This window comes from Halolamina pelagica, from assembly GCF_900115675.1.
In the GTDB taxonomy this organism is placed as follows: Archaea; Halobacteriota; Halobacteria; order Halobacteriales; family Haloferacaceae; genus Halolamina; species Halolamina pelagica.
In genome coordinates, this window is the sequence record NZ_FOXI01000006.1 from 143073 (window position 1) to 168668 (window position 25596).

26 protein-coding genes are annotated in these 25596 nt (G+C 68.9%); 16 read left to right on the plus strand and 10 right to left on the minus strand.

Going from position 1 to position 25596, the window contains the following annotated elements; genetic code table 11:
• The first annotated feature begins 89 nt into the window (after positions 1–89).
• Positions 90–872, plus strand: a complete 783-nt coding sequence (locus BMZ83_RS10140; RefSeq protein ID WP_074878255.1) for a sulfurtransferase — start codon at positions 90–92, stop codon at positions 870–872.
• Between the two features lie 8 nt (positions 873–880).
• Here the strand turns inward: BMZ83_RS10140 and BMZ83_RS10145 are convergent, their stop codons facing one another.
• Positions 881–1927, minus strand: coding sequence for an AI-2E family transporter (locus BMZ83_RS10145; protein WP_074878256.1), 1047 nt, complete (start codon positions 1925–1927; stop codon positions 881–883).
• 110 nt (positions 1928–2037) lie between these two features.
• Here BMZ83_RS10145 and BMZ83_RS10150 point away from each other — a divergent pair, with 110 nt between their 5' ends.
• Together BMZ83_RS10150 and BMZ83_RS10155 are read left to right on the plus strand one after the other, a co-directional pair.
• Entirely contained in the window at positions 2038–3180 is a 1143-nt protein-coding gene (locus BMZ83_RS10150) for a thiamine ABC transporter substrate-binding protein (RefSeq protein WP_074878390.1), read from the plus strand.
• Positions 3181–3256: 76 nt separating this feature from the next.
• Positions 3257–4285: an LLM class flavin-dependent oxidoreductase gene (locus BMZ83_RS10155; RefSeq protein WP_074878258.1), complete on the plus strand. Its 1029-nt coding sequence runs from the start codon at positions 3257–3259 to the stop codon at positions 4283–4285.
• A gap of 48 nt (positions 4286–4333) precedes the next feature.
• Here the strand turns inward: BMZ83_RS10155 and BMZ83_RS10160 are convergent, their stop codons facing one another.
• Positions 4334–5011 carry a class I SAM-dependent methyltransferase gene (locus BMZ83_RS10160; protein WP_074878259.1) on the minus strand — a complete coding sequence of 226 codons (678 nt, stop codon included), beginning with the start codon at positions 5009–5011 and terminating at the stop codon, positions 4334–4336.
• 121 nt (positions 5012–5132) lie between these two features.
• Between BMZ83_RS10160 and BMZ83_RS10165 the strand changes: the two genes are divergently transcribed.
• Positions 5133–5717 (plus strand): DUF7090 family protein, encoded by a 585-nt coding sequence (locus tag BMZ83_RS10165; protein ID WP_074878263.1) that lies wholly within the window; start codon positions 5133–5135, stop codon positions 5715–5717.
• A 290-nt stretch (positions 5718–6007) separates the two neighbouring features.
• Here BMZ83_RS10165 and BMZ83_RS10170 read toward each other — a convergent pair whose 3' ends face one another.
• From BMZ83_RS10170 to BMZ83_RS10185, 4 genes are all read right to left on the minus strand, one after another.
• Positions 6008–6790 carry a DUF7089 family protein gene (locus tag BMZ83_RS10170; protein WP_074878265.1) on the minus strand — a complete coding sequence of 261 codons (783 nt, stop codon included), beginning with the start codon at positions 6788–6790 and terminating at the stop codon, positions 6008–6010.
• A 188-nt stretch (positions 6791–6978) separates the two neighbouring features.
• A complete protein-coding gene (locus BMZ83_RS10175) occupies positions 6979–7860 on the minus strand; it encodes an OapC/ArvC family zinc-ribbon domain-containing protein (RefSeq protein ID WP_074878267.1) in 882 nt (293 codons plus the stop codon).
• Between the two features lie 4 nt (positions 7861–7864).
• On the minus strand, positions 7865–8287 hold the full coding sequence (locus BMZ83_RS10180; protein WP_074878270.1) for a DUF2073 domain-containing protein: 423 nt from the start codon (positions 8285–8287) through the stop codon (positions 7865–7867).
• A gap of 2 nt (positions 8288–8289) precedes the next feature.
• Positions 8290–8931, minus strand: coding sequence for an Era-like GTP-binding protein (locus BMZ83_RS10185; RefSeq protein WP_049980335.1), 642 nt, complete (start codon positions 8929–8931; stop codon positions 8290–8292).
• A 1112-nt stretch (positions 8932–10043) separates the two neighbouring features.
• Between BMZ83_RS10185 and BMZ83_RS10190 the strand changes: the two genes are divergently transcribed.
• Entirely contained in the window at positions 10044–11855 is a 1812-nt protein-coding gene (locus BMZ83_RS10190; protein ID WP_074878271.1) for a Cdc6/Cdc18 family protein, read from the plus strand.
• A gap of 66 nt (positions 11856–11921) precedes the next feature.
• Here the strand turns inward: BMZ83_RS10190 and BMZ83_RS10195 are convergent, their stop codons facing one another.
• The gene (locus BMZ83_RS10195) at positions 11922–12740 is read right to left on the minus strand and encodes a S24/S26 family peptidase (protein ID WP_074878275.1); all 819 of its coding nucleotides are present in this window, start codon (positions 12738–12740) and stop codon (positions 11922–11924) included.
• 112 nt (positions 12741–12852) lie between these two features.
• On the opposite strand from BMZ83_RS10195, the gene BMZ83_RS10200 reads away from it, so the two are divergent.
• From BMZ83_RS10200 to BMZ83_RS10210, 3 genes are all read left to right on the plus strand, one after another.
• The gene (locus BMZ83_RS10200; protein ID WP_074878278.1) at positions 12853–14994 is read left to right on the plus strand and encodes a S9 family peptidase; all 2142 of its coding nucleotides are present in this window, start codon (positions 12853–12855) and stop codon (positions 14992–14994) included.
• Between the two features lie 133 nt (positions 14995–15127).
• Positions 15128–15313 carry a hypothetical protein gene (locus BMZ83_RS10205; RefSeq protein ID WP_074878280.1) on the plus strand — a complete coding sequence of 62 codons (186 nt, stop codon included), beginning with the start codon at positions 15128–15130 and terminating at the stop codon, positions 15311–15313.
• A 63-nt stretch (positions 15314–15376) separates the two neighbouring features.
• Positions 15377–16156: a hypothetical protein gene (locus tag BMZ83_RS10210; RefSeq protein ID WP_074878282.1), complete on the plus strand. Its 780-nt coding sequence runs from the start codon at positions 15377–15379 to the stop codon at positions 16154–16156.
• 34 nt (positions 16157–16190) lie between these two features.
• Here the strand turns inward: BMZ83_RS10210 and upp are convergent, their stop codons facing one another.
• A complete protein-coding gene (gene upp / locus BMZ83_RS10215) occupies positions 16191–16871 on the minus strand; it encodes a uracil phosphoribosyltransferase (protein WP_074878284.1) in 681 nt (226 codons plus the stop codon).
• 81 nt (positions 16872–16952) lie between these two features.
• The gene (locus BMZ83_RS10220; RefSeq protein WP_074878286.1) at positions 16953–18671 is read right to left on the minus strand and encodes a DNA-directed DNA polymerase II small subunit; all 1719 of its coding nucleotides are present in this window, start codon (positions 18669–18671) and stop codon (positions 16953–16955) included.
• A gap of 124 nt (positions 18672–18795) precedes the next feature.
• Between BMZ83_RS10220 and hisA the strand changes: the two genes are divergently transcribed.
• Positions 18796–19524, plus strand: a complete 729-nt coding sequence (gene hisA / locus BMZ83_RS10225) for a 1-(5-phosphoribosyl)-5-[(5-phosphoribosylamino)methylideneamino]imidazole-4-carboxamide isomerase (RefSeq protein ID WP_074878288.1) — start codon at positions 18796–18798, stop codon at positions 19522–19524.
• A gap of 48 nt (positions 19525–19572) precedes the next feature.
• Complete coding sequence (hisB, locus tag BMZ83_RS10230) at positions 19573–20160, plus strand: imidazoleglycerol-phosphate dehydratase HisB (protein WP_074878290.1); 588 nt, start codon at positions 19573–19575, stop codon at positions 20158–20160.
• Here hisB and BMZ83_RS10235 read toward each other — a convergent pair.
• Positions 20157–20699, minus strand: coding sequence for a hypothetical protein (locus BMZ83_RS10235; RefSeq protein ID WP_074878292.1), 543 nt, complete (start codon positions 20697–20699; stop codon positions 20157–20159). The genes hisB and BMZ83_RS10235 overlap by 4 nt on opposite strands.
• 145 nt (positions 20700–20844) lie before the next feature.
• Here BMZ83_RS10235 and BMZ83_RS10240 point away from each other — a divergent pair, with 145 nt between their 5' ends.
• The 6 genes from BMZ83_RS10240 to BMZ83_RS10265 all read left to right on the plus strand — a co-directional run bounded on the left by BMZ83_RS10240 (position 20845) and on the right by BMZ83_RS10265 (position 25594).
• Positions 20845–21213, plus strand: coding sequence for a hypothetical protein (locus BMZ83_RS10240; protein WP_074878294.1), 369 nt, complete (start codon positions 20845–20847; stop codon positions 21211–21213).
• Positions 21214–21246: 33 nt separating this feature from the next.
• A complete protein-coding gene (locus BMZ83_RS10245) occupies positions 21247–21747 on the plus strand; it encodes an amino acid-binding protein (RefSeq protein ID WP_074878296.1) in 501 nt (166 codons plus the stop codon).
• A complete protein-coding gene (locus BMZ83_RS10250; protein WP_074878298.1) occupies positions 21748–22380 on the plus strand; it encodes an IMPACT family protein in 633 nt (210 codons plus the stop codon).
• Positions 22381–22449: 69 nt separating this feature from the next.
• Positions 22450–23574 carry an NAD(P)/FAD-dependent oxidoreductase gene (locus BMZ83_RS10255; protein WP_074878300.1) on the plus strand — a complete coding sequence of 375 codons (1125 nt, stop codon included), beginning with the start codon at positions 22450–22452 and terminating at the stop codon, positions 23572–23574.
• An 81-nt stretch (positions 23575–23655) separates the two neighbouring features.
• The gene (locus BMZ83_RS10260; RefSeq protein ID WP_074878302.1) at positions 23656–25215 is read left to right on the plus strand and encodes a sulfatase; all 1560 of its coding nucleotides are present in this window, start codon (positions 23656–23658) and stop codon (positions 25213–25215) included.
• Positions 25216–25348: 133 nt separating this feature from the next.
• Positions 25349–25594, plus strand: a complete 246-nt coding sequence (locus BMZ83_RS10265) for a hypothetical protein (protein WP_074878304.1) — start codon at positions 25349–25351, stop codon at positions 25592–25594.
• Positions 25595–25596: the final 2 nt, after the last annotated feature.

Sequence of the window (25596 nt, forward strand, 5' to 3'; positions counted from 1 at the left end):
GCCTCTCGGACGGTCAGTTCGGTGGCGCGATGGCGGTCGAGCGTGACGCGAACCCGAGGGCTAAGTCCGGGCGGTCCCTGGGTTCGTCCATGCAGCCGTTCGTCCCCGCGTCGTGGGTCCGGGACCGCGACGTAGCGGTCGTCGACGTCCGGGAGCCCTGGGAGTACGACAGCATCGGCCACCTGCCGGGCGCGGTGAACGTCCCGTTCGACGCCTTCCGCTCCGACGAGGGCGAGGCCGGGAAACTCCCGCCCCGGGGGGAGTGGGAGGCCCTGCTCTCCGAGGCAGGTATCGGCAGCGACGCCGAGATCGTCGCCTACGACGACACGCAGGGCGTGTTCGCGGCGCGGTTCGTCGTGACGGCGCTGCTACTGGGTCACGATCCCGGGCGGCTCCACGTCCTCGACGGCGACTTCAGTTCCTGGCAGCGCGAGTACGGGACGACCACCGACCCGGTCGACCCCACACCCGCCGAGTACGAGAGCGATCCCGACGCCGAGACGCCGCTGGTGGACTTCGAGACGGTGCGGGACCTGCTTCCGGCGGTCGATGCCGGCGACGTGACGCTCGTCGACACCCGCGAGGAGTGGGAGTTCGAGGAGGGCCACCTCCCCGGCGCGGTCCAACTGGACTGGCGCGAGCTCGTCGACGAGGGGACGCGGGGACTGCGCCCCGAGAACGAACTCCGGGCGCTGCTCACGGATCGGGGGATCGTCCCGGAGAAACGGGCAGTGCTGTACTGTAACACCGCCCGGCGCGTGAGCCACACGTACCTCGTGCTCCGGCAGCTGGGATACGGGACCGTCGACCTGTACGAGGGCAGTCTGACGGAGTGGCGGGAGCGCGGCGGCGAACTGGTGGGCAACGAGTAGCGGTCCGCCTACTCGATCCCGGCGTCGCGGTCCGACTGGATCACGTCGTCGGCGTCGGCTGCCTCCTCGACCCCCGGTGCCGTCGACAGCAGTTGCACCGTCTCGACGAGCAGTCCGACGGCCAGCGGGCCGAGAACGAACCCCAGCGGCCCGATCGTGAGCACGCCCCCGACGAAGCCGACGAAGTAGAGTGTCATCGGGAGTTCGCCGGCGAGCGAGGCCAGTCGGGGGCGAACGATCGCGTCCGGGAGGAAACCGACGACGACGAGGCCGACGATCAGGACCGTCGTCGCCCGCGTCACGTCGCCGTTGACCACGTCGACGGCCGCGAGCGTGACGATCACGACGCTCGGTCCGACGACGGGGACGAACTGGAGCAGGCCGGCGACGATCGCGAGCGTGAGCGCGGCCTCGTACCCCAGCAGGGCGAACACGACGTAGGCGGCGACGCCGGTCGCGGCCGCGGTCGCCGCCTGAACCAGATAGATCCCGGCCAGCGTGGCCTGGATCCGCTCGTGGTAGCGCTCGAGCGCGTCGTGGAACTCGACGGGGACGAGTCCGACGGCGACCGTCCTGAACGAGCCCGGACGGGCGAGCAGCCCGTACACCACGATGGCGAACAGCAGCCCCTTCAGCGAGAGCACGGTCGCGGCGCTGGCGATCGAGAGCGCGGCGTCCTGCAGCACGTCGCTGGCGGCCGTGGTCAGCGGCCTCGTCCGGATCAGGTACGAGAACTCGCCGATCTCGATGGGGATCGTCGCCGGCAACGCGCGGGCGATACCGATCAGCGCCGAGCGTCGCTGGTAGAGCACGTACGCCGCCGGCACGACGGCGGCGACCACTGCCAGCGCGGCGACGCCGGTGATCGCCCCCGTCGCGACCCGCCGAGAGAACCCGCGGTGGACCAGCAGCTTCCGGAACGGGAACAGCGTGTACGCCACCGTGATGGCGAACACGACCGTGTAGAGCACCTCCGAGAGCACGACCGCCGACAGCGCAGTCAGGCCGACGAGCGCGACCACCAGTAGTCGAGTCTCTCCCCAGTCGCTGTTCATACGGCCCCCGGGAACCCGAGCGGGCAAAACCGTTGTCCCGTCGACGGCGTCCCGGACCGTGCGGCTTAACTACCATCCGGAGAAACAACCGAGTAATGAGCGAAGACCGGATCGACAGGCGGCGGTTCATCCAGACGGCCGGTGCGGCGGGCGTCACGCTGCTCGCGGGCTGTTCGGCCGACCGGGTCGACTCGCCGACCGACACCACCTCGACCGAACCCACCGAGCCCACGTCGACGACCGTCGGCACCAGCGACGGCCGCAGCGACACGCTGGTGGTCGCGACGTACAGCTCGTTCATCGACGCCGTGAGCACCAGTCCCGGCGCCTGGATCAAACAGCAGTTCGAGTCGGAGTTCGACGCCGACCTGGTCTGGCAGACGCCGCCGAACGAACTCGACCAGTACATCCAGCGGGCCAACGCCGGCGTGGAGATCGACGCCGACGTGTACGTCGGCCTGAACGTCGACGGCCTGATCCGGCTCGACGACAACCTCGAGAGCGGCTCGCTGTTCGCCGAGGCGCCCGACCTCGACGGCGCCGGCGACATCAAGGAGGGGCTGCAGTTCGACCCCCAGGGCCGAGCCGTCACCTACGACACGGGGTACATCAGCCTCGTCTGGAACGCCACCGCCGACGGCGGCGAGTTCGTCGCCCCGGAGACGTTCGACGGGCTGCTGGAGTCGGAGTACGCCGGCGACCTGCTCGCCCAGAACCCCTCCTCGTCGGCGACCGGCCGGGCGTTTCTGCTGCACACGATCCAGGCCAAAGGCGAGGAGAACTACCTCGACTACTGGGCGGACCTGCAGGCGAACGACGTGCGGATCCTCGACGGCTGGGACGCCTCCTACAGCGCCTACGGCAAGGACGAGGCGCCGATGGTCGTCTCCTACTCGACGGACCAGGTGTACGCCAACCGCGCGGGGCAGGACATGGACCGCCACCAGATCCGGTTCCTGAACGATCAGGCCTACGCCAACCCGGAGGGGATGGCCCGGTTCGCCGGGACCGACAGCCCCGACCTCGCGCAGTCGTTCATGGAGTTCATGCTCCGGCCGGAGGTGCAGGCCGAAATCGCGGTCCGGAACGTCGCGTTCCCCGCCGTCACCGACGCCGAGTTCGGCGACGAACACGCCGAGTACGAGCAGTACGCGCAGGTCCCGCCGGAGGCGGTCAGCTTCACCTACGACGAGCTCCGGGGGAACCTCCAAGGCTGGATCGAGGAGTGGAGCCGCCAGATCGCGGGTAACTGATTCGGTCGTGGCGACCGGTCCCCACCCCGTACGCCGCTAGCCGAACCGTTTTCTCCCGCAGTCCCCGCCGTCCGGTATGAAGCTCTCCGCCGTCGACCTCTCGCCGGTCCCCGAAAACGGCACCGCAGCCGAGGCGTACGAGAACACCGTTGACGCCGCCCAGCAGGCCGATCGACTCGGGTTCGCGCGGTTCTGGGTCGCCGAACACCACGGGATGGCCAGCCGGCTCGCCGGCACGACGCCCGAGGTGCTGTTGGGCCACCTCGCCGCCGAGACCGAGTCGATCCGCCTGGGTTCGGGGGCAGTGTTGCTGAACCACTACAGCCCGTTCAAGGTCGCCGAGCAGTTCGCCGCCCTCGACGCGCTCGCGCCTGGCCGGATCGACGCCGGGCTGGGGCGCGCGAACGGCTCGCCGGCGGTGGACCGCGCGCTCGGCACCAGCCGACGCGTCCAGAACCCCGACGCGGACCACACCGAGAAGATCGAGGCCGTCGTGAACCACCTCTACGACGACTTCCCGGAGGGGCACCAGTACGCCGACATCGAGATCCCGAGCTCGGGGGGCGACGAGCCGGCGCCGTGGGTGCTTGGGTCGAGCGCCGCCAGCGCGAAGATCGCCGGGAAACTCGGCCTGCGGTTCTGCTTCGCGGCGTTCATCCGCCCGCAGTTCGCGGTGCCGGCGTTCGAGGCCTACCGCGAGACGTTCGAGCAGTCGTCGCTCGCGGGGGGCGTCGACGAGCCCGAGGGGATGGTCGCGGTGAACGCCGTCGCCGCCGAGACGGACCACGAGGCCGCGCGACTGCGGGCGGTCGCGGAGGCCTCGTTCAAACGGATGCAGCGCGGGGAGGTCGGGTCGACGCCGTCGGTCGAGGAGGCGATCGACGAACTCGGCGGCGTTCCGGAGCCGACGCCGTCGACGCTCGACGAGGACGAGTGGCCCCGCGCGATCTCCGGGAGCCCGGAGACGATTGCGGGGCTGCTGGAGCAGTTGACCGACCGCGTCGGCGTCGACGAGGTGATGCTCCAGCACGTGGTGCCGGACCACGAGCGGGCGCTGCGGTCGCACGAACTGATCGCGGAGGGGCTCGGGATCGAGTCGCGGTGAGAAGACGGAGTCGAGCCGTGCTGCGGGGACGATGTCGTCGCGACGCGCTCAGGGCGCGACGCCGACGGTCAGCAGCGTTCCCCAGGTCCGATAGCGCTCGACCATCGCCTCGCGGCTGTCGAACTCCTCGTGGGGGAACTCGGACGCGGGCGGGATCTCGATCTCGCGGTCCGGGACGTTGTCCTGCTCGGCGACGTGCAGGCCGGCGTCGCGGAACGCGTCGCGGTACTCGCTGCGGTCCCAGCGGGTCATCTCGATCTCGATGTTCGCCTGCCACCCGTGGGAGGCGACGTTCTCCTCGTAGTAGTTGACCGCGCAGTAGAACGTCCCGCCGGGTTTCAGCACGCGCCGGATCTCCTCGAGCGTGTGGTGGGGGTCGTTCGCGTAGTAGAACGCCTCCATCGAGAAGGCGTGGTCGATCGAGCCGTCGGCGAACGGCAGGTGGTCGAAGTCGCCGACGAGGAAGCCCACGGCGTCGTCCTCGCTGTAGCCGTCGGCCTTCCGGGCCATCTCGGGCGAGCCGTCGAGGCCGTAGGCGGCGCCGATGCCCCGCTCGCGCAGCGCCCGCAGCGCGTAGCCGCTGCCGGTCCCGAGGTCGAGGACGGTGTCGCCGTCCTCGACGGGCATGCGAGCCAGGATCGGCCGCGCGGTGTGCCAGTGGCGGTCCTCCATCCCCTGCTCGCGACCCTCGGCGGCCCAGGCGTCGAACTCCTCGCGAACGCTCATGGGCGGGGTTGGACCGTCCCCGGCAAAACGGGTTCGGCTCCCGGTCGGACCAGGTCCCGAGGGGCGACTCCGGCCCGTCCCTCGCCGCGAGTTTCAAGTCGCCGCCGGTGTACCACCGCCTATGGAGTACGACCTCGCCATCGACGGCGCACCCGAGACCGTCCCGGCCGGCACCGCCCTGCTGCTTCTGCACCCCAGTATCGGGGAGACCGACCGCGTCGACACGGACTTCCTCAGCGCCGACACAGACCGGTTCCTGGTGATCTCCACCCGAACCACCGCCCGGGAGGTCGAACAGAAACTCGACTACTACGAGGTCGACGAGTCCCGCGCGGTGATCCTCGACACGCTCTCGATCGAACGCGGCTACTCCCGCCGCTCGGCGCCGAACATCCACTACGCCGCCGGCCCGGACGACGTGGAGGGGATCGTCGAGGACGTGGAGTCGTTCCTCGAAACGACCGAGGGACACCGCCGGATCACGTTCGACTCGCTCAGCGAACTCGCCTACTACGGCGACGAGGCCGCCGCGCTGGAGGCCGCCGAACGACTGATCGAGCTCGTCCGCGAACACGGCGCCGTCTGCCTGTTCCATCTCTCCAGCGAGGTCCACGACGACGACACCGTCGCCGCCTTCGCCGAGCTGTTCGACGGGACGGTCACCCTCGACGACGACGGGACCGTGAGCTACGAAGCCGCCGAGTAGGTCCGCCACCCCGCCGGTTTTCGGTGTCCTCGCCAGTTCCTCCGTCGGTTCCACCCGAAGCGCCGGGGGTCGTCAGCGGAGGTGAAGGAGTCGTTCCAGTCGAAACGGTACGTGCAGTCGAAGCGTTCGAAGGGGACGAAACGGTGGAAAGAGACGAAACGGTCGACGGAATCGAGACGATCGAACGAGGCGAAACGAGCCACGGAGGCGAAACGGTCGGTTGAATCGAGATGATCGACCGGGCCGATACGCCCGAACGAGTCGAAACCGTCCCGTAAGCGGCGATGCCGCTACTCCGCCAGCGCGTCGACGGTCTTCTCGGCCCACCGGACCGCGTACTCCGCGCCGTGGTCGCGGTAGGCCAGCGTATCCAGCGCCGCGAACGGCGCCGGCAGGTCGAGCCCGTGTTTCACTGCCGAACACGCCAGTTCCGTCGCCGCGGGGAACGTCGTCTCGCCGCGGGCGACCTCGCCAGGCAGGTCCTCGATCCGGCCGACGAGTCGGTCGCCGGCGTCGGCCCACGCCGCGTGGAGTTCATCGTGCTCGCCCTCCCACGCGCGGAACCGCTCGCGGGTATGGAGGCCGACCCAGGCCTCGAACAGCGCCATCGCGACCTGGTACGTCGCCGCGCCGCCGAGGCCGAGCGCGTCGTCGAGTTCGGGGTAGCGCTCGCCGAAGAAGGGGAGGAAGCTCTCCGGGACGCCCTCGTCGATCTCGACCAGCGCCTCCGCGAGCAGGAACGAGCGGAATCCCTCGGGAGTTCCCGCGGCGCGGGCCTTGACGAGCACCGTCGGCGGCTCCGTCTGTCGGGTCCGGACGACCGTGCCGTCGCCCGGCAGCCCGACCGTGAACTGCGCGCCGGCGTAGTCCGCCAACTGCGAGGGCGCGTTCGCCGGGAGCCACGACTCGGGGTAGGCGGCGGGGTCGAGCGCGTCGACGAGCAGGCCCAGCTCCTCGGCGACCGCGGGCGGGAGCGTCTCGAAGTCCTGCTCCACGTCGAGAACGAGGACCTCGGGGGTGAGGTCGCGATGCAGTCGCTGAACCGGCGGGGAGAGCGTCCGCTCGGTGAACATCAGGCGCCGCTCGAGAGAACGATCTGGAAGACCAGAGCGAGCGCCAGAAGCGCCGACAGGCCGACTGTGCTGGTGACGATCTTCGTCGGGGTGCTCATGCTCGGTGCTGCGACCGCGTCGCTGTTAACAGTTGCTGTCAGCGATCGACGCGGACGCGACGGAAGGGTCGCCCAGTGATCGACGGCCACTCAGTCGTCGATCCCGTAGTCGTCGGCCATCTCGATCACGTACCGTCCGTCCTCCTGGAGCGAGATGATGTACTCCTTCCGGTCGTACAGCTCCATGAGGTTGAGTTCGTACTGGCCGGGGGCGGTGATCTTGATGCTCTCGAACTGCTGGTTGAGTTCCTCCCGGAGCGCCCGCAGGTCGGTGTCCTCGTCGGTCACGGGCTCCTCGCGCTCCGGCGCCGAGCCGGCGACGGGCTGCTTCTCGACCGGCTCGTCGTCCTCGGGGCCGAGGGCACCCGAGAGGGCGAACTCGTCGGGGTCGGCTCCCGACGGCGTCTCTGTCGGCGGCCCCTGTGGCGTCCCGCGGCCGCGGCCGTCCGATGGTACCTCGCTCTCGCCATCCGACGGCGCCTCGCTCTCGGCGTCGGCCACCCGGCGACGCGCCTCGTCGATCTCGTCGGGGCTGGCCGCGGCCGAGCGCGCGTCGCGCTGGGCGCTGTTCTCCGCGCCCGTGTCGTCGGCGATCTCCGCGTCTCGGAACTCCTCGTCGGCGGGCGTCGACTCCGCGGGGGCGGCGTCGACAGCGTTGTCAGCGGGACCGGTACCTCCAGTCGGCTCCACGTCCCCCGCGGACTCCGGGTCCGACACGGGTTCGGCCGGCTCAGCTGCGGCTGCCGTTTCCCCGGGCTCCGCCGTCGATGGCGCGTCCGACTGGTCGGTCAGCGACGGTTCCTCCGACTCGACGGGGTCAGTGTCGGCCGGCGACGCCGGCTCGTCGGGCTCGGGGCTCCGGTCCGGCGGCTGGAACTGGAACTTGTTCCCGCCGCAGTTCGGACAGCCCGAGAGCATCTCCTTGGAACCGTCGTCGAACTGCCGGCCGCAGGTGGTACACTCGTGGGGCACGGGCCTACTTGCGGGAGACGAGCGTGCTGATGAGGTTCTCGTCCTTGTGCAGCGTCTCGATCTGGTTGGCCGGGCCGATCACCGTCAGCTTCTGGGTGTCCTCCTTCCCCATCAGTCGGTCGAACAGCCCGGGGTTGGTCGAACTCGACTTGGGGTACGTCTCGATCTCGATGCCGTTGAACTCGTCCGGGCTGATCTCCGTCATCGTGACCTCGATCAGCTTCGACTCCTCGTCGGGGGTGAGCCCCTCCTCGAGGATCACGATGTTGCCCTCGCGAACCCCGTCGAGGATCAGCCGGATCTTCTCCATGCTCGTGAGCCCCTCCATCCGGGCGCCGCTGATCATGTCGACCCGGACGCCGTCGTCGGGGCCGTCCTCACCCTCGGTGGGTCCTCCGTCGCCGTCGCCGCTGGTTACTTCGGGCATTGTTAGGAGAAGTACTCCGCGATTTTCTCGTACACTTCGTCCATGTTCTGTCCCTCCAGGGCCGACAGGGGGATCGTCTCGTGCTGCGGGAACGCGTTCGCGATCCGCTGGATGTCCGACTCCTCCTTGTCGATCTTGTTCGCGAGGATCAGTACCGGGAGCTCCTGGCTCTCGATGATGCCGATCAGCATCGTGTTCACCTGGGTGAACGGGTCGTCGGTGCTGTCGAGCACGTAGATCACGCCGTCGACGTCCTCCCGGAGCCAGTGCATCGCCTCCGCGACGCCCTCGGTGGCCTCGCGGGAGCGCCGGACGGCGTCCTCCTTCTCCATGTCGTGCTCGAGGAACTCCTCGTAGTCGACTTTCGTCGCCACGCCGGGCGTGTCGACGATGTCGATGGTGACCTCCTTCCCGTCGCGCTCGATGGTCACCCCCTCCTTGCGGCGGGCGCGTCGTGTCTCGTGGGGGATGTGACTCTCCGGGCCCACCGCGTCGCCGGTCCAGTCGCGGGCGATCCGGTTCGCCAGCGTGGTCTTCCCGGCGTTGGGCGGGCCGTATATCCCGATTCGCTTCGGCTCCTCTGAGGCAAACAGGCCGTCGGTGACCCGCGTAATGCTGTCTTTTAGACTCGTGAGCAGACCCATCCTTATCTCCTGCCCCCGCTGCTGTAGGGGGCTGTTACTCTGAGTACCACCGGCGACACACTTAAGAATGGCGTCAGACGGGGTGGAACCCCTGAGCCGCGTCGACGAGCGAAACGCCGGTCGAGTCGACGATTCATCAAAACGTAGGTAAATCGAGTGTCGTCCTCGGGAGAACGTCAGCGAGGGGTACTGTTTCCACTCGAAACGGAGGTGGGTGTTCGCTCGAACACGGTTGCGAATGCGGAGTTTTCCCGAACGAGGTCGGTACACCGGCGATCGAACGGGATACCGATCTCCCGAACCGACGGTGAACACCCCCACCCCCTCGTTTCCCGTGGAGCGACACGGTAGGGGAGGGGAGGGGTGTCGAGCTGGCGGCAACACACGTAACTAATCAAATCATATCTCCAATAAAGAAAGAACGAAGATTGCAGTACGGACTAATCTATCGTCGTGCGTAGTAAAACTACCGTTCGATAGGTGGCGGTTTCTGCCGCTTCTCGACCCCACCCCCCACCGTTACCGTGTTCCAGGCGAAACGAAGGGGTGGGGGGGTTTCGACCTCCCCATCGTTTCCAGTCCACCAAGGATTCCCGACGATCGAGGCACCATGCCGTCAGTGAATTCTGTTCCGGATCGTATCCCGCCAGCGTCGGGATGGTTCCGTCGCCGTGCAGTCCGGTCTCGACCCTCCGTTTCACCTCTGTGCGGCGACGCCCCGTGTGAGGGCACCCAGGGGCGCTCTCGGGTCGTCGACTAACACGCTCAGTCGACTAACCCAGTCGACCGGCCAGTTCCACCTGCCGACCAACTGGCGCCATCGACCAACGCCAGCTACCGTGGCCCTCGACGGCATCGACGGGGAATCCAGTCGAAACGGAGGGGAAGGCGGGGATTCCCGTACAGGGTCGCGGTGTCCGATGGCCCGTAACCCGTCGCGCAGTGCCGGTCCAACAGGGACAGGTTTTTGGTACCCCTATTCATTTGGTTCGAGTGCATCAACTGGACGGCGCCTCGGAAAACTTCGCGACGAATCGGGCCTTGCAGGCGGTTGCACGGCAGATATTCCGATTCCGGCTGCCGTTCTCCACACGAAACGCAGGGGTATCCAAATGAACGACACCGACGACACAGGTTCGGAGGAAGAGGGCGGTCCGAGCGATAGCTGGCCGATCGCGGACGACGGCGAGGGCGACGACGAGCCCGCTCCCGCGGACGCTGCCACCGCAACGGGCGACGCCGGGGACAGCGACGGCAAACCGGCCGACGCCGACGAAACGGTCGCCGACGAAACTGACGCCGACCCGACAGACGCCAACGCCGCGACCGACGCTCCCGATCCCGCGGCGACCGAGAGCGCGACTGACGGCGACGGCGATGGGGACGACAGTGCGCCTAAGGAGGACGGGACGGATCCGGCTTCGGTCCTCGACACCGGGAGCGAGACCGTGACCGACGGCGTCGACGGCTCGATCGACAGCTCGGTCGACCTCGACACCGGCGGCGTCGACATCGACCGGATGCTGGAGGACGACGGCGACAGCCAGGGGCTGTTCGACGACCTGATGGCCGGGGAGCCGATCTTCAGCAACAAGGAGGTCCTCAGACCCTCCTACACGCCCCACGAACTCCCCCACCGGACCGACCAGATCAACCAGATGGCCACCATCCTGGTGTCGGCGCTGCGCGGGGACACGCCGTCGAACATCCTCATCTACGGCAAGACGGGGACCGGGAAGACCGCGAGCGCGAAGTTCGTGAGCCAGGAACTGGAGTCCACCTCCCAGAAGTACGACGTGCCCTGCGAGGTGGAGTACATCAACTGCGAGATCACCGACACGCAGTACCGCGTGCTCGCCCAGCTCGCGAACAAGTTCATCGAGAAGAACCGCGAGATCGTCACGGACCGACTCGAGGATCTCCGCGAACTCCGCTCGGCCGCGGCCGACGACGCCGACGTGCTCGCGGACACCGAGTTCGGTTCGGTCGAAGACGTCGACGAGGAGATCGCCGAACTGGAGGCCGACCGCGACGAGATGGAGGAGGTCCCCATGACCGGGTGGCCCACCGACCGCGTGTACACCAAGTTCTTCGACGCCATCGACTACCACGAGCGCGTGGTCGTCATCATGCTCGACGAGATCGACAAGCTCGTCGAGAAGTCCGGCGACGACACGCTGTACAACCTCTCCCGGATGAACTCGGAGTTGGAGAACTCCCGGATCTCGATCATGGGCATCTCCAACGACCTGAAGTTCACCGACTTCCTCGATCCCCGGGTCAAGTCGAGCCTGGGGGAGGAGGAGATCGTCTTCCCCCCCTACGACGCCAACCAGCTCCGGGACATCCTCCAGCACCGCTCGGACGTGGCGTTCAAAGACGACGCGCTGACCGACGACGTGATCCCGCTGTGTGCGGCGTTCGCGGCGCAGGAGCACGGGGACGCGCGACGCGCCCTCGACCTCCTCCGGACGGCGGGCGAACTCGCCGAGCGCAGTCAGGCCGAGACCGTCGAGGAGCAGCACGTCCGGCAGGCCCAGGACAAGATCGAACTCGACCGGGTCGTCGAGGTCGTCCGCACCCTCCCGACCCAGAGCAAGATCGTCCTGTTCGCGACCATCCTGCTCGAGAAGAACGGCGTCCACAACATCAACACCGGCGAGGTGTTCAACATCTACAAGCGCCTCTGCGAGGAGATCGACGCCGACGTGCTGACCCAGCGCCGGGTCACCGACCTCATCAGCGAACTCGACATGCTGGGGATCGTCAACGCCGTCGTCGTCTCGAAGGGTCGCTACGGCCGCACGAAGGAGATCTCGCTGTCGGTTCCGATCGAGGAGACCGAACACGTCCTGCTCTCGGACTCCCGGCTCGGCGACATCGAGAACGCCCAGCCGTTCGTGCAGGCCCGGTTCGACAACTGATCGCGTTTCGGCTGACTCGGTCGTCGACGCGCTCCACTCGAAACGGTGGGGGTACGGGCGAACGAGTTAGCCCACTGCTGCCGTCGCCGTTGCCGTCCCAGCCGTCTGAACCTCGCCGACCACCTCGATTTCGTGTGGACCCGAAACGGTGGCGTTCTCGGACAGCACTGATTCGGCAGTCGTCACGCCCGCGGCACTACCGTCGACGGGTCCGGTCGTCGCTGCACCCGAAAAGCCCAGCCGGACCCAGCCGAGGTACGGGATCCGGACGCGGGCGGTGCCGACGACCCACTCGGCTTTCACCGGCGGGCTGATGTTGTTCGTCTGGTCGTAGTACGCGTTGTTGTCGCCCTTCGTGATGAAGCCGTCGTGGGGGGCCGGACAGTTGTCCATCTGCTCGCAGTTGTCGGCGCCCTGCACCCACGCCTTGTTGGCCTCGTCGTACCAGTTCTCGCCCTCCCCGACCCAGAATCGGGCGCGGTGGATGATCGGCGGACCGACGTTGCCCGCGCTGTCGTAGACGATCACGGTCCCGTAGTCGTTGAACGTCTCGTAGCCCACCTCCTCGCCGACCTGGTGTGTGACGACGCCGGTGCCCTCGCGGGCGGCGTCGGGCGCGAACCGGCCGGGTTCGGTGACGAAGATCAGGTCCCCCTTCTGCATGTTGGGGTCCATGCTCCCGCTCTCGACGGCGACCATCGGCGGCCAGACGCCGCTGATCGCGAACAGCAACAGCCCGACGGCGGCGACGGTCGCCATGCTGGTCAGCATCTCGCGGGCGAACATCAGCGGGCCGCTCTCGGCGGTCAGAAACCGTCTGAGCAGGCCGTCCGGTTCGTCGTCCCCGGCGGACGGCTCCGGCGGCGGACCCTCGCCAGCACTCATCTGCTCCCGGCTTGTCGGGGGGCCGGCATAGGCCTTCTGACTGGTCGAGGGGACGTTGTCGTCGTTGTCCGTAACCGACACCCTTTCGGTCCGAAGGGCCGCCCGTGAGTGTATGGCACGCATCGAGGCCGCGGACTTCCACGACATCGCCAAACCCGGCGACGTCCGGCTCTCCCCGGACGGCGAGCGGGTCGCGTTCGTTCGGCAGATCCCCGACGACGACGAGAGCTACGAGTCGACGATCCACCTGGTCCCCAGCGACGGCAGCGAGGACCCCCGGCAGTTCACCGTCAGCGAGGGCGGCGACAGCCAGCCGCGCTGGTCGCCCTCCGGCGACCGCCTCGCCTTCGTCTCGAACCGCGGGAAGGACGACGACCGCCCCCAGCTCTGGATCATCCCCGTGGGCGGCGGCGAGGCCCGGCAGGTCACCGAGGTCCCCGCCGGCGTGGAGGGCATCACCTGGTCGCCCGACGGCACCCGCATCGCGTTCACGCAGTCCACCACCGAGGACGAACGCGAGGAAGGGCTCGACGTGGACATCGGCGACGAGGATGAGTACGAGCGCGAGACGCCCGACCCGCGGGTCATCGACCGCACGGTCTACCGCTCGGGCCAGCAGTACTTCGACGGCACGCGCTCGCACGTCTACGTCGCCCACGTGGGCGAGGGCCTCGCGGACGCTGCGGACGTCGCGGTCGACCGGGTCACGGACGGCGACGTGGACCACAACTCCCCCGAATGGGGCGACGAGTCGACGCTGTACTACACCGCACAGGACGTTGGCGAGGACCCCGACGACTCCCACCGCTACTCCATCTACGCCTACGACACCGACGACGAGTCGGCCGGGAAGGTCCACGAGTCCAGCGGCTGGGGCGCGGGCGTCGCCGCCAACGCCGACGGCGAGGTCGCGTTCCTCTACAGCGAGGAGGAGCAAGTCAGCATCCAGCCGACCGAACTGAAGGTCGTCGACGCCGACTCCGGCGAGGTGGCGTGGCTCACCGAGGAGCTCGACCGCGGACTGGGCTACGAGGCCGCCCCCCAGTGGGGCCCCGACGGCGACCGCGTCTACTTCTCCACGCCCGACGAGGGCAAGACCAGCCTCTGGTCGGCCCCCAGCGACGCCGGCGAGGCGCCCCGGCGCGTCGTCCGTCCCGGCGCCGTCAGCGCCGCTCACGTCGGCGACGAGCGCGTCGCCTTCGCGATGAGCGAGTGGGCCCACCCCGGCGACGTGTTCGCCTGTGAGCGTGCACACGCCGACGCGCCCGGCCTCGACGGCGGAAGCGGCGCCGAGCGAGACGACTGCGTCCGCCTCTCGGAGCTCAACGCCGACTACTTCGAGGACGTGTCGGTCCAGGAGCCCGAGGAGCTACACTTCGAGTCCGAGGGGGGCGAGATCCAGGGCTGGACCATCACGCCGCCGGAGTTCGACCCCGAGGAGGAGTACCCCCTCGCGGTCGAGGTCCACGGCGGTCCCCACGCGATGTGGACCACCGCTGGCACGATGTGGCACGAGTTCCAGACCCTCGCCGCCCGCGGCTACGTCGTCTTCTGGTCGAACCCCCGCGGCTCGACGGGCTACGGGACCGACTTCATGCAGGCGATCGAGCGCGACTGGGGCGACGTGACGCTGACCGACGTGATGGCCGGCGTCGACCTGCTGACCGAGCGCGACTACGTCGACGCCGACGACGTGCACCTCACGGGCGGCTCCTTCGGCGGCTACATGACCTCCTGGACGGTCGGCCAGACCGACTTCTTCACCTCCGCGGTCTCCCAGCGGGGCGTCTACGACCTCACGGGTTTCTACGGCTCGACCGACGGCGCCTACGCGCTCGTCGAGGGCGACTTCGACGCCGACCCGTGGGAGGAGCCGGAGTTCCTCTGGGAGCAGTCCCCGACGGGCCACGCCCACAACGTCGAGACGCCGACGCTGGTGATCCACTCCGAGGACGACTACCGCACCCCGGCCTGCACGGCCGAACTCTGGTACCGGATGGTCCGAAAGCAGGGCACCGACACCCGGTTCGTGCTCTACCCGCGCGAGGGCCACGAGCTCTCCCGCTCGGGTGAACCGGGCCACATCGTCGACCGCATCGAGCGGATCGCCCGCTGGTTCGACGGCTACAGCGACCACCACGACGTGCCCCGCGCACTCGACCGCGACGACGACGACGGACTCACCGCGGGCGAGGAAGACGAGGACGAGAACGGCGACGACGGAGACGCGGATTCCGACGAAACCGACGAGTAGCGCTCCCGAGGACTCCGGAGCGCTCCGGGGGAGGCTTTCACGTGGTCGTCAGACGTGCTCCCCGGCTGCGGTTTCGAACTGAAGCGAGGGGGTTCGCCGTAACGCCCTTCGGCGCCGGCGCCGAAGGAGCGGTATGGACTGCGTGTACTGTGGCTCGGCGGTCGAGGAGCATGATCCGGTGTACGTCGCCGAGGGCGCGATCGACGCCGACCCCGTGCCGTTCTGCAACTACGCCTGTCTCACCACCTACGTCGAGGAGCAGGGGCTAACCGACGACGCGTGCTGTCACTGGTCGCCGGACGGCGAGCGCGCCGACTGAAGCGACGGGAAGCGCGCCGAGCCCACAAAAGACACTTACAGCGAGCGCGACCAATTTCGGGCGATGGACCGTCGCCGAGTCGCCCTCCTGCTCGTCGTCGTCGGGCTACTCTGCCTCCCGGCGCCGTACTACCTCGGCTGGGCAGCTGAGGCCACGTCCCCGCCCGCACAGAGCTCCCAGATATACGTCGCCGAACCGGTCGACCTCGACAACGCCTCCGACCGGAAGCAGTTCGTCGACGCCCACGGCCACGAGGTCGCGCTGGCGGACTACCGGATCACTGCACGGTACAGCGACGAGTACCGCGCGCCGAACGCCACCCTCGACGCGCTGGTGACCGCGATGCGAGAGGGCTCAGCGAGCGTCGACGACCCCGACGCCCGCGCGGACCTGCGCGGGATCGACGCCGAGTACGAGTTCGTCCGCGACACCAACGAGAACACCGAGCCGGACGGCTACTACCGTCTCACCGTCGCTGACGACGGGGCGACCGTTCGCGCCGAGAACGTCTCCGACCGCGCGGTCGCGAACGCGATCGCCGAGCGGGCGCCCCGCTACGGGAACCTCTCGGCGGGCGAGCAGCGAACCGTCGACCGGGTTCTCGAGAACTCGACGGGCGACGATCTCGGCTACCGCCCGCGAGTGAACGAGCCGTACGTCGATCAGTTCCCCACCGCGATCCGGAAGGGCGACACGCTGTACAGCGTCACCGTCTACGGCCACGTCGACGACTTCGGACCCGGGTTCGGCGGCTTCGTCGTCGGCCTCGGCGTCGCGGCGGTGGGCGTGGTGCTGGTGATCGTCGGTGGTGGGCTCTACGCCTACGACCGCTGGAGCGGGTAGTCATGCCGGGCGAAATCAACGACCGTCAGCCGGCTTACGTCGTCCGGAACGAGCGGTCGCCCGCGTCGCCCAGCCCGGGGACGATGAACCCCTCCTCGTTGAGTTCGTCGTCGATGGCGACCGTCAACAGGTCGGCCTCGGGGAACGCCTCGTTCACCCGGATCAGCCCCTCCGGCGCCGACACCGCCGAGAGGACGAACAGGTCCTCGGGGTCGTCGGCGGCGGCGTCGAGCACGTTGTCGAGCACGGTGCACATCGTCGATCCCGTCGCGAGCATCGGGTCGGCGACGATCACGGTGTCGTCCTCCGTGATCTGGGGGAGCTTCTCGTAGTCGACGCTGATGGGGAAGGTGCCGTCGTCGTCCATCCCGGCCTCCTCGTCGCGGCCGGCGGAGATGACGCCCTGCTTCGCGCGGGGGAACGCCTTCAGCAGCCCCTCGACGAACGGGGTCGCCGCCCGGAGGACGTTGATGATCACCACGTCGTCGAGCCCCTTGACGCGCTCGCCGGTGGTCTCGGTCAGGGGGGTCTGGACGGGGACGTACTCCGTCTCCATCGCGCCGTCGATGATCTCGTAGCCACAGATGCGGCCCAGTTTCACGAGTCCCTTGCGGAACGCCACCTGTTCGGTCTCCACGTCGCGGATCTTCGAGAGGGTGTCCTTCGCCAGCGCGTGCGTGACCAGGGACGCCTGGTCGCGGTCCTCGATGGGCATTATCGACTCTGGGTCTGCGAGCGGCATAAACTCGGGCGGTTCACTCCCTCCGTGTGGACGCGGCACGAACGACCGCCCGGACTACACGAACTTCCGGACGGTCATGTCCAGCGTGTCCAGGTCGAGGATCGGCGCGTAGCCGTAGTCGGGGTCGATGTTGACGGACTTCTGGAAGTCGGTCTGCTCCTGCCAGCAGCCGGAGTTGACCGCGAGGACGTTGTGGTACTTCCCCCACCCGAGCTTGTGGACGTGGCCGGTGTGGAACACGTCCGGCACCTCGTCGATCACGAGGTAGTCCGTCTCCTCGGGCGCGACGCGGGTGTGGCCGCCGTACTGCGGGGCGACGTGGCGCTTCTTCAGGAGTTGGTACATCGCCTTGTGCGGCTCGTCGTAGCTCGCTTTCTCCTCCGGGAGTTCGGCGATCACCTCGTCCAGCGAGACGCCGTGGTACATCAGCACCGAGACGCCCTCGACGGTGACCGTCGACGGGTTGCCCGTAAACCGGGCGTCGTGGGCGCTCATGATGTCCCGGAGTTCCTCGGTGAAGGCCGGTTGGGGTTCGGCGAGCCGCACCGCGTCGTGGTTCCCGGGGATCATCACGATCTCCATGTCGCCGGGCACCTTCTTGAGCTCCTCCGCGAACGCCTCGTACTGCTCGTAGATGTCGACGATGTCGAGTTCCTCGTCCTGGTCCGGATAGACGCCGACGCCCTCGACCATGTCGCCGCCGATGAGGAGGTACTCGACGGACTTGGCCTCGGGGGTGTGGAGCCACTCGGCGAAGCGGTCCCACGCCCCCTGCGCGAACTCCTGGCTGCCGACGTGGACGTCGGAGATCAGCGCCGCCTGGACGTGTCTGTCGGCGGTGTTGGGCTTGTGGGTCCGGGGGACGTCGGGGAAGTGCAGCGAGTCGACGAACATGATCCCGCCGTCGTCGGCCAGGGTCCCCTGTACCGCGAGACACTCGTCGAGCAGCAGGTCGTCGACGAGCGGCGCGAACGCGCGGTCCTTCATGATCAGGCAGGGGAAGGTCCCGGTCGTGTCCTCCAGTTCGACGATCCAGTGACCCGACGCAGTCGAGCGGATGTCGTCGACGAGCCCGATCATCTCGGCGTCGCTCCCGCCGGGCATCGACTGGATCGCCTCGGCGGGTCGGTGGTTCACGCGACCGCGCAGGAGCCCCGAGAGCCGCTCGTAGCGGTCCTGAAAGGTCCCGACGAACTCCTCGTACTGGCCGGTCCCGGTCGAGCGGCCGGTCACGTCGTTGGCGATCTCGGGTGCGGGCGGCGAACGGTTGCCCACGGCGTCGGCGGTCGCGGTCGGCGATGACGAATTAGTGGACCCCTCCGTTTCGACTCCGCTACCCGCCTCCTTCGACCGATTTTCAGAATTTTTCGCTCCAGTCGAAACGACGCTCCCGTCGCGGCCCGCCTCGGCGGACTCCGGCGACGAGTCACCGTCGTCGGTCAGCAGTTCCTCGGCGGGAGTGGGGTCGTTCTCCCCGCCCATGTCCGTCGGCACCTTCTCCGCGAGGTCCGGCGCGCCCTCGGGCGTTTCGGGGTGGGAGAGCTCGTCCGGAGTCGCCTCGCTGTCGGGGTCGCCGCCGAGCAGGTCGTCCTCGAGTGCCGTGCGGGCGTGGTCGACGGTCACCACGAACGCGTCGCCGGCGGCGTCGGCGGCCGCCTCCGCGGCGAGTTCGGGGTTGCCGGCGTTCGCGAGGAGGGTGACCGCCTCGCGCTCGGCGTTGTACCCCCGGCTCGTGAGTTCCTGCACGAGCCGTCGGTGGGACTCCTGTGGCACGACACTCTCTCGGCGAGGCCCGGGCAAAAGCGTGACGACGCGTGCGCGGTCGCGTCGCCGAAGCTCGCGTGACGCCCGTTCCGGGTTCGGCACGGCTAAGCGAGCGGCGGCCCCAGCCTCCAGCGTGAGCCAGTTCCCGACGTTCGAGGTGATCCCCGCGGTCGACGTACAGGACGGCGAGGCGGTCCAGTTGGTGGCGGGCGAGCGCGACTCCGGGAAACGCTACGGCGACCCCGTCGCCGCCGCGGAGCGCTGGCTGGACGAGGGGGCGGAGACGCTGCATCTCGTGGACCTCGACGGCGCCTTCGAGGGCGAGCGCGCGAACGCCGACGCCATCGCGGCCATCGTCGACGCCACCGGCGACGACGTGGACGTACAGGTCGGCGGCGGCATCCGGACCGTCGCGGACGCGACCTCCCTGCTCGACGCCGGCGTCGATCGCGTGATCCTCGGCACCGCGGCGGTCGAGACCCCCGAGATCGTCGAGGAGGTCAGCGCCGAACACCCCGGCAGCGTGATGGTCAGTCTCGACGCGAAGGAGGGGGAGGTCGTCGTCTCCGGTTGGACCGAGGGGACCGGCCTCGACCCCGCCGAGGCCGCGGCGCGCTACGAGGAACTGGGCGCCGGCTCGGTCCTGTTCACCAACGTCGACGTGGAGGGGCAACTGTCGGGGATCGACCGCGAGGCCGTCGAGCGCGTCGTCGACGCGGTCGACATCCCGGTCGTCGCGAGCGGCGGCGTGACCGATCTGGACGACGTGGCGGCGCTCCGGGACGCGGGTGCGGCCGCCGTGGTGGTCGGGACGGCGCTGTACGAGGGTCGGTTCTCGCTGCGCGAGGCGATGGATCGCTGAGTCCGGCCAAGCACAATCGCTTTCCTCCCCGCGCCCGCGTGTCCGCCCATGAGCGACCGGCACGCGACCGTCACCCGGGAGACCGCCGAGACCGAAATCGACTGCACGCTCGTCGTCGACGGCGACGGGGAGAGCGACGTCGACACGGGTATCGGCTTCCTCGACCACATGCTCGATGCCTTCGCCCGGCATGGTCTGTTCGACCTCGAACTGGCCTGCGACGGCGACCTCGAGACCGACGACCACCACACCGTCGAGGACGTGGGGATCGTCCTCGGGCAGGCGTTCGACGAGGCGCTGGGCGACCGCGCGGGCATCCGCCGCTTCGCCGACCGCCGGGTCCCGATGGACGAGGCGCAGGCTAGCGTCGTCGTCGACGTGTCCGGGCGCCCGTACTTCCGGTTCGACGGCGAGTTCTCCCAGGAACGGGTCGGGGGGTTCACCAGCGTGCTCGCCCGGCACTTCGCGCGCTCGCTGGGGCAGCACGCCGGGCTCACGCTCCACTGCGAAGTCGAGGGGGAGAACGCCCACCACGAGGTGGAGGCGCTGTTCAAGGGCCTCGCCCGCGCGCTCGACGACGCCACCCGACTGGACGATCGTCGGAGCGACACGCCGAGCACGAAGGAGACGCTCTAGGGCTCCCGGAGCTGGCCGTTCTCCGCGACCAGCCGCCCCTCGTCGACGGCGTGGTCGAGTATCGCGTCGATCTCCTCGCGTTCGAGGTCGTAGGCGTTCGCGAGCATCGACTCCACCTCGCTCCGGTCGACCGGGAACGGCCGGTTCGACAGCATTCGCATCGCTCGATCGTACTGCGGCGGCGAGTCGGCGTCGTCGCCGGTTGCGGGGGTCGACGGCGTGTCGCTTGCGGGTGTCGGATCCGCGGGACCGGACCCCGTCTCGCCGCCACTACTCGCGTCCGCCGTGCCCATCGTGATGCCGCCGCCGTCGGATCCTGAGCCGGCGTCCCCGTTGGATCCCGGCCTAGAAGCGTCGGCGTTCGCGGCACCCTGCTCCGCGCGCTCGATCAGCGGGTCCATCACCCGCAGCAGTTTGGTCTTACAGTCCGGACAGAGCACGACCGAGCGGTCGCCGCCGCCCAGGCGCGGGGGGACCACGGCGTACTCACCCAGGTCTTCGGGACTCGCACAGAAGTAACACGACTGGAGGTCGGCCATGGCTGTCCGGTGGCCCCGGGTGGGCAAAAAGCTGTGTCGTGGCAGCTCGCGCCCGGCGTGAGACTCTTCACTCACGAAGCACATCTACCGGTACTGAACACTGGACGGGTGGCCGGTAGTTCTGCCCGGAGAAGCTGACCCCACTATGGATATCCAACCAACCGAGCGGACGGGCCGAAAGATCGTCGTGAAACTGTTCCGCCGCCGGTCCGTCGAGCGTGTCGACGTGCAGTCCATCGACGACGCCATCGCGACGGTGAAAGCCGAGACCGCCGACGAGGCCAAGATCCTGCAGGACGACGAGGTGGTCTACTACACCGAGCGCAACGGCGCAATCGAGGACTGGGAGCGCGCGTGGGAACACGAGAAGCGCCGCCTCTCCGCCGAGGAGTCGGCGTGGGACTGTCCCCACGGCGTCGAGTACTGCTACGAGGACGACCGCTGTATCGACTGCCAGATCGACCGCGCGGCGGGGAACGTGAGTGACGAGTCGCCCGTCGGGCGAGGCGAGTGACTTTAACACCGCCGCCCGTTTTCTCCCGGTAACGTGTTCGACGAGATCATGGAGAAGTTCGAGGGGTCGCCCTCCCAGCAGGCGGTGGTGCGACTGCTGCTCGAACGCGGCTTCTCGATCAACGACGAGGGCCGGGTCGTCTCCGGCGGGATCGAGATCCCCAACACCCAGATCGCCCGCGAGATCGGCGTCGACCGGCGCGTCGTCGACTCCACCACGGGGGCGCTGCTCGACGACGACGAGCTCCGGGACATCTTCCGGAACATCTCGGCGGTGCCGAGCCTGATGGATCTCGCACCCGTGCTCGACTTCACGGTCGTCCGGGTCAAACCCACCGACGCCGACGCCGCGGGCATCGTCGCCCGGGTCACCGAGATCGTCGCCGAGGAGGGGCTCTCGATCCGCCAGGTGCTCTCGGACGATCCGGAGTTCGCGGACGAACCGATGCTCTACCTCATCCTCGACAGTGAACCCTCCGGCGAACTGCTGAAGGCGATCCACGACCTCCCCCACGTCCGGGAAGTGAGCTTCTGAATGGCCGACCCCGAGCCGTTCCGCACCGTCGCCGGCCGCGGCGAGGCCCGCTTCGAGATCCGCGGCTCGGAGTTCCTCGGCCACGTCGACCGCGCGGACACCGTCGACGCGGCCGAATCGTTCGTCGACGCCGTCCGCGAGCGGTTCGACGACGCCACCCACAACGTCCCGGCCTACCGCGTTCCCGCGGGCGAGGCGTCGCCGGACCGCGTGAACGAGGTCATGATCCGCGAGTACCAGAGCGACGACGGCGAACCCACGGGGTCCTCGGGCAAGCCCGCGCTGAACGTGCTCCAGCAGCGCGACCTGCGCAACGTGGTCGCGGTCGTGACGCGCTACTACGGCGGCACGAACCTCGGCGTGGGCGGGCTCGCCCGGGCGTACTCCCGGGCGGTGAAGGAGGCCGTCGACGACGCCGGGGTCGAGGAAGTCCGGCCGCGCCACCGCTTCACCGTCACCGTCGAGTACGACGACTCCGGCACCGTCCGGGGAATCCTGGACGGCGCGGACTGCGAGTTCGACGCCGCCTACGAGGCGGAGGTCGTCTTCGACGTGTCGACGCCGGTCACCGAGAGCGACGAGTTGCGCGACCGGATCCAGTCGGCGACCAGCGGTCGCGCGCGGATCGAGTAGCCCGGGCCGTCAATCCGCCCACCCCCCGACGGGCGCAACCATTTTGCTCCCGCCGGCGAACCGACGCCCATGATCGAACGAACGGACGTGGTCGTCGTCGGCGGGGGCGTCGTCGGCACGGCGGCCGCGTACCACCTCTCCGAGCGCGGTGTCGAGACGGTTCTGGTCGACGACGACCGGGAGGGGAGCGCGACCGCCGCTGGCGCGGGGATCGTCTCCCCGCCGACCAGCAGCCGACGCGAGAACGACGACTGGTTCGCGTTCGCCGAGTTGGCCGCGGCCCACTACCCGGAGCTGATCAGTAGCCTCGAAGCGGCGGGGATCGACGACCACGGCTACAAGCAGGGCGACATGCTCTCGGTCGCGCTCACGCCCGCGGAGGCCGAGACGATCGGGACCGACCGCGAGCGCGCCCGGCGGCGTGACGCGTCGGTCGAGGAGATATCGCCCGTCGAGGCCGAGGCGGCGTTCCCCGCGCTCTCGGGCGTCGAGCGCGCCCTGCGGTTCCCCGGCGCCGGCCGGGTCGACGGCGCGATGCTCACGGCCGCGCTCCGGCGGGCGGCTCACGAGACCGGGCTCACAACGGTCGACGGGCGCGTCGGGGAGATCCTGACCGGGGACGGCGCCGTCTCGGGTGTCGTCGTCGACGGGAACGACCGCATCGACGCCGACCGAGTCGTGGTCGCGGGGGGCGCGTGGTCGGGCGGGTTCGGCGACGATCTGGGCTGCTCGCTGCCCGTGAATCCCATCCGGGGGCAGATCATCCACCTCGACGGGAGCGACCTGTTCGACGACGCGGCCGACCTCCCGATCGTCGGGAGCGTCGCCGACAACTACATCGTGCCGTGGCCGGACGGCCGCATCGTCGTCGGCGCCACCCGCGAGGACGACGCCGGCTTCGACCCCCGGATCACCGCCGACGGCGTGCGGGAAGTACTCGACTCGGGGCTCCGACTCGCGCCCGGCCTCGCCGACGCCACGTTCGAGGAGGTCCGCGTGGGACTGCGCCCGGGGAGCCCTGACGGCCTGCCGATCCTCGGCGGCGTGCCGGGCGTCGACGGCGCCTACGTCGCGACGGGCCACGGGCCGACCGGACTCACGCTCGGCCCGTACTCCGGCGCGGTGATCGCGCAGTTGCTCGACGGCGAGGCGCCGGCGGCCGACCTCTCGGCGTTCGACCCGGCGCGGTTCTAGCGCGATCGCTCCGGGCGGCCGCTCACCCTGCGGTCGCCACGGAACAGGAAACTTATCCGCCCTACAGCCACTACTCGGGGTATGACCAGCGGTTCGCCCTCGAACGTCCTCTTCGTGGTGATGGACACGGTCCGCAAGGACCACCTCGGCCCGTACGGCTACGAGCGGGACACGACGCCCGGGCTCGACGCGTTCGCCGAGGAGGGGACCGTCTTCGACAACGCCGTCGCGCCGGCGCCGTGGACGCTCCCGGTCCACGCGTCGATGTTCACCGGGATGTACCCCTCGCGCCACGGCGCCGACCAGGAGAACCCGTACCTCGAGGGCGCGACGACGCTCGCCCAGTCGCTCTCGGCCGCGGGCCACGAGACCGCCTGCTACTCCTCGAACGCCTGGATCACGCCGTACACCCACCTCACCGACGGGTTCGACGATCAGGACAACTTCTTCGAGGTGATGCCGGGTGACCTGCTCTCGGGCCCGCTGGCGCGGATGTGGCAGGTCCTCAACGACAACCCCCGGCTCCGCAAGCTCGCGGACATGATCGTCAGCGCGGGCAACACCGCCCACGAGTACCTGAGTTCGGGCGAGGGCGCCGACTCGAAGACCCCTAGGGTCATCGACCGCACGAAGGCGTTCGTCGAGGACGCCGAGGCCGAGGGCGACGACGGCTGGTTCTCCTTCATCAACCTCATGGACGCCCACCTCCCGTACCACCCGCCCGAGGAGTTCCGCGAGGAGTTCGCGCCGGGCGTCGACTCCACCGAGGTCTGCCAGAACTCGAAGCTGTACAACTCCGGCGCCCGCGACATCGACGACGCGGAGTGGGACGACATCCGCGGGCTCTACGACGCGGAGATCGCCCACATCGACAGCCAACTCACCCGGCTGTTCGACTGGCTGAAGGAGACGGACCGCTGGGACGACACCGCGGTCGTGGTCTGTGCGGACCACGGCGAACTCCACGGCGAGCACGGCCTCTACGGCCACGAGTTCGGGCTCTACGACCCGCTCGTCAACGTCCCGCTGCTGGTGAAACACCCCGAACTCGGCGCCGGCCGGCGCGCGGACACGGTCGAACTGATCGACCTCTACCACACCGTCCTCGACACGTTCGACGCCGACGCGACCGCGGCCGCGGCCGACGAGGAGGCGGTCCGGTTCGACGCCACGCGCTCGCTGCTCGCCGACGAGTACCGCGAGTTCGACGGCGTCGACGACGCCGACCCCGCACAGGAGGCCGCACCCGACGGCGAAACCGGGTTCGTCGAGTACTCGCGCCCGGTGGTCGAACTCAAGCAGTTGGAGGAGAAGGCCGCCGACGCGGGGATCGAACTCGACGAGGACTCCCGGTTCTACGCACGGATGCGCGCCGCCCGCCGGGCCGACGCGAAGTACGTCCGGATCGACCGCATCGAGGACGAGGCGTACCGGCTGGACGAGGACGCCGAGGAGACCGAGAACCTCGTTGGCGCCGACGACGAGGCGATCGACGAGGTCGAGGCCGAACTCGCAGTGTTCGAGAACGCTGTCGGCGGCGCGTGGACCAGCGCCGCCGCGGGCGAGGTCACCGACGAGGCCGTCGAGGAGATGGACGAGGAGATCCAGGACCGGCTACAGGACCTCGGGTATATGGAGTAAGGTGACGGCGGGGAGTAATCGCGCCGATCCCGCAACGTGAAGTCGACCCCACGGTGTGGCTCGTCGGCATCGTACTGGGGAAACCGTTCTACTGTGCCCCACTGTTTTTGTTCGAACGACCACTTGTTGCGCTATGGGCACCTGGCTCGACGCCACTCGCGAGGAACTCCACCGCTACCGGATCGAGACGGGCGACGAGGTGCTGACGCTCCAAGAGTTCTACCGCTTCTCCGAGTCCTCGCTCGCGGCGGCATTTCCGGAGAACAACCACGTCCGCGACAAGATGCGCCAACAGCTACAGGAACTCCGCGAGCGTGATGAACTCACGTTCCTAGACGACGACGGCAGCTACCGTATCGAAGACCTCGCACTCGACTGAGC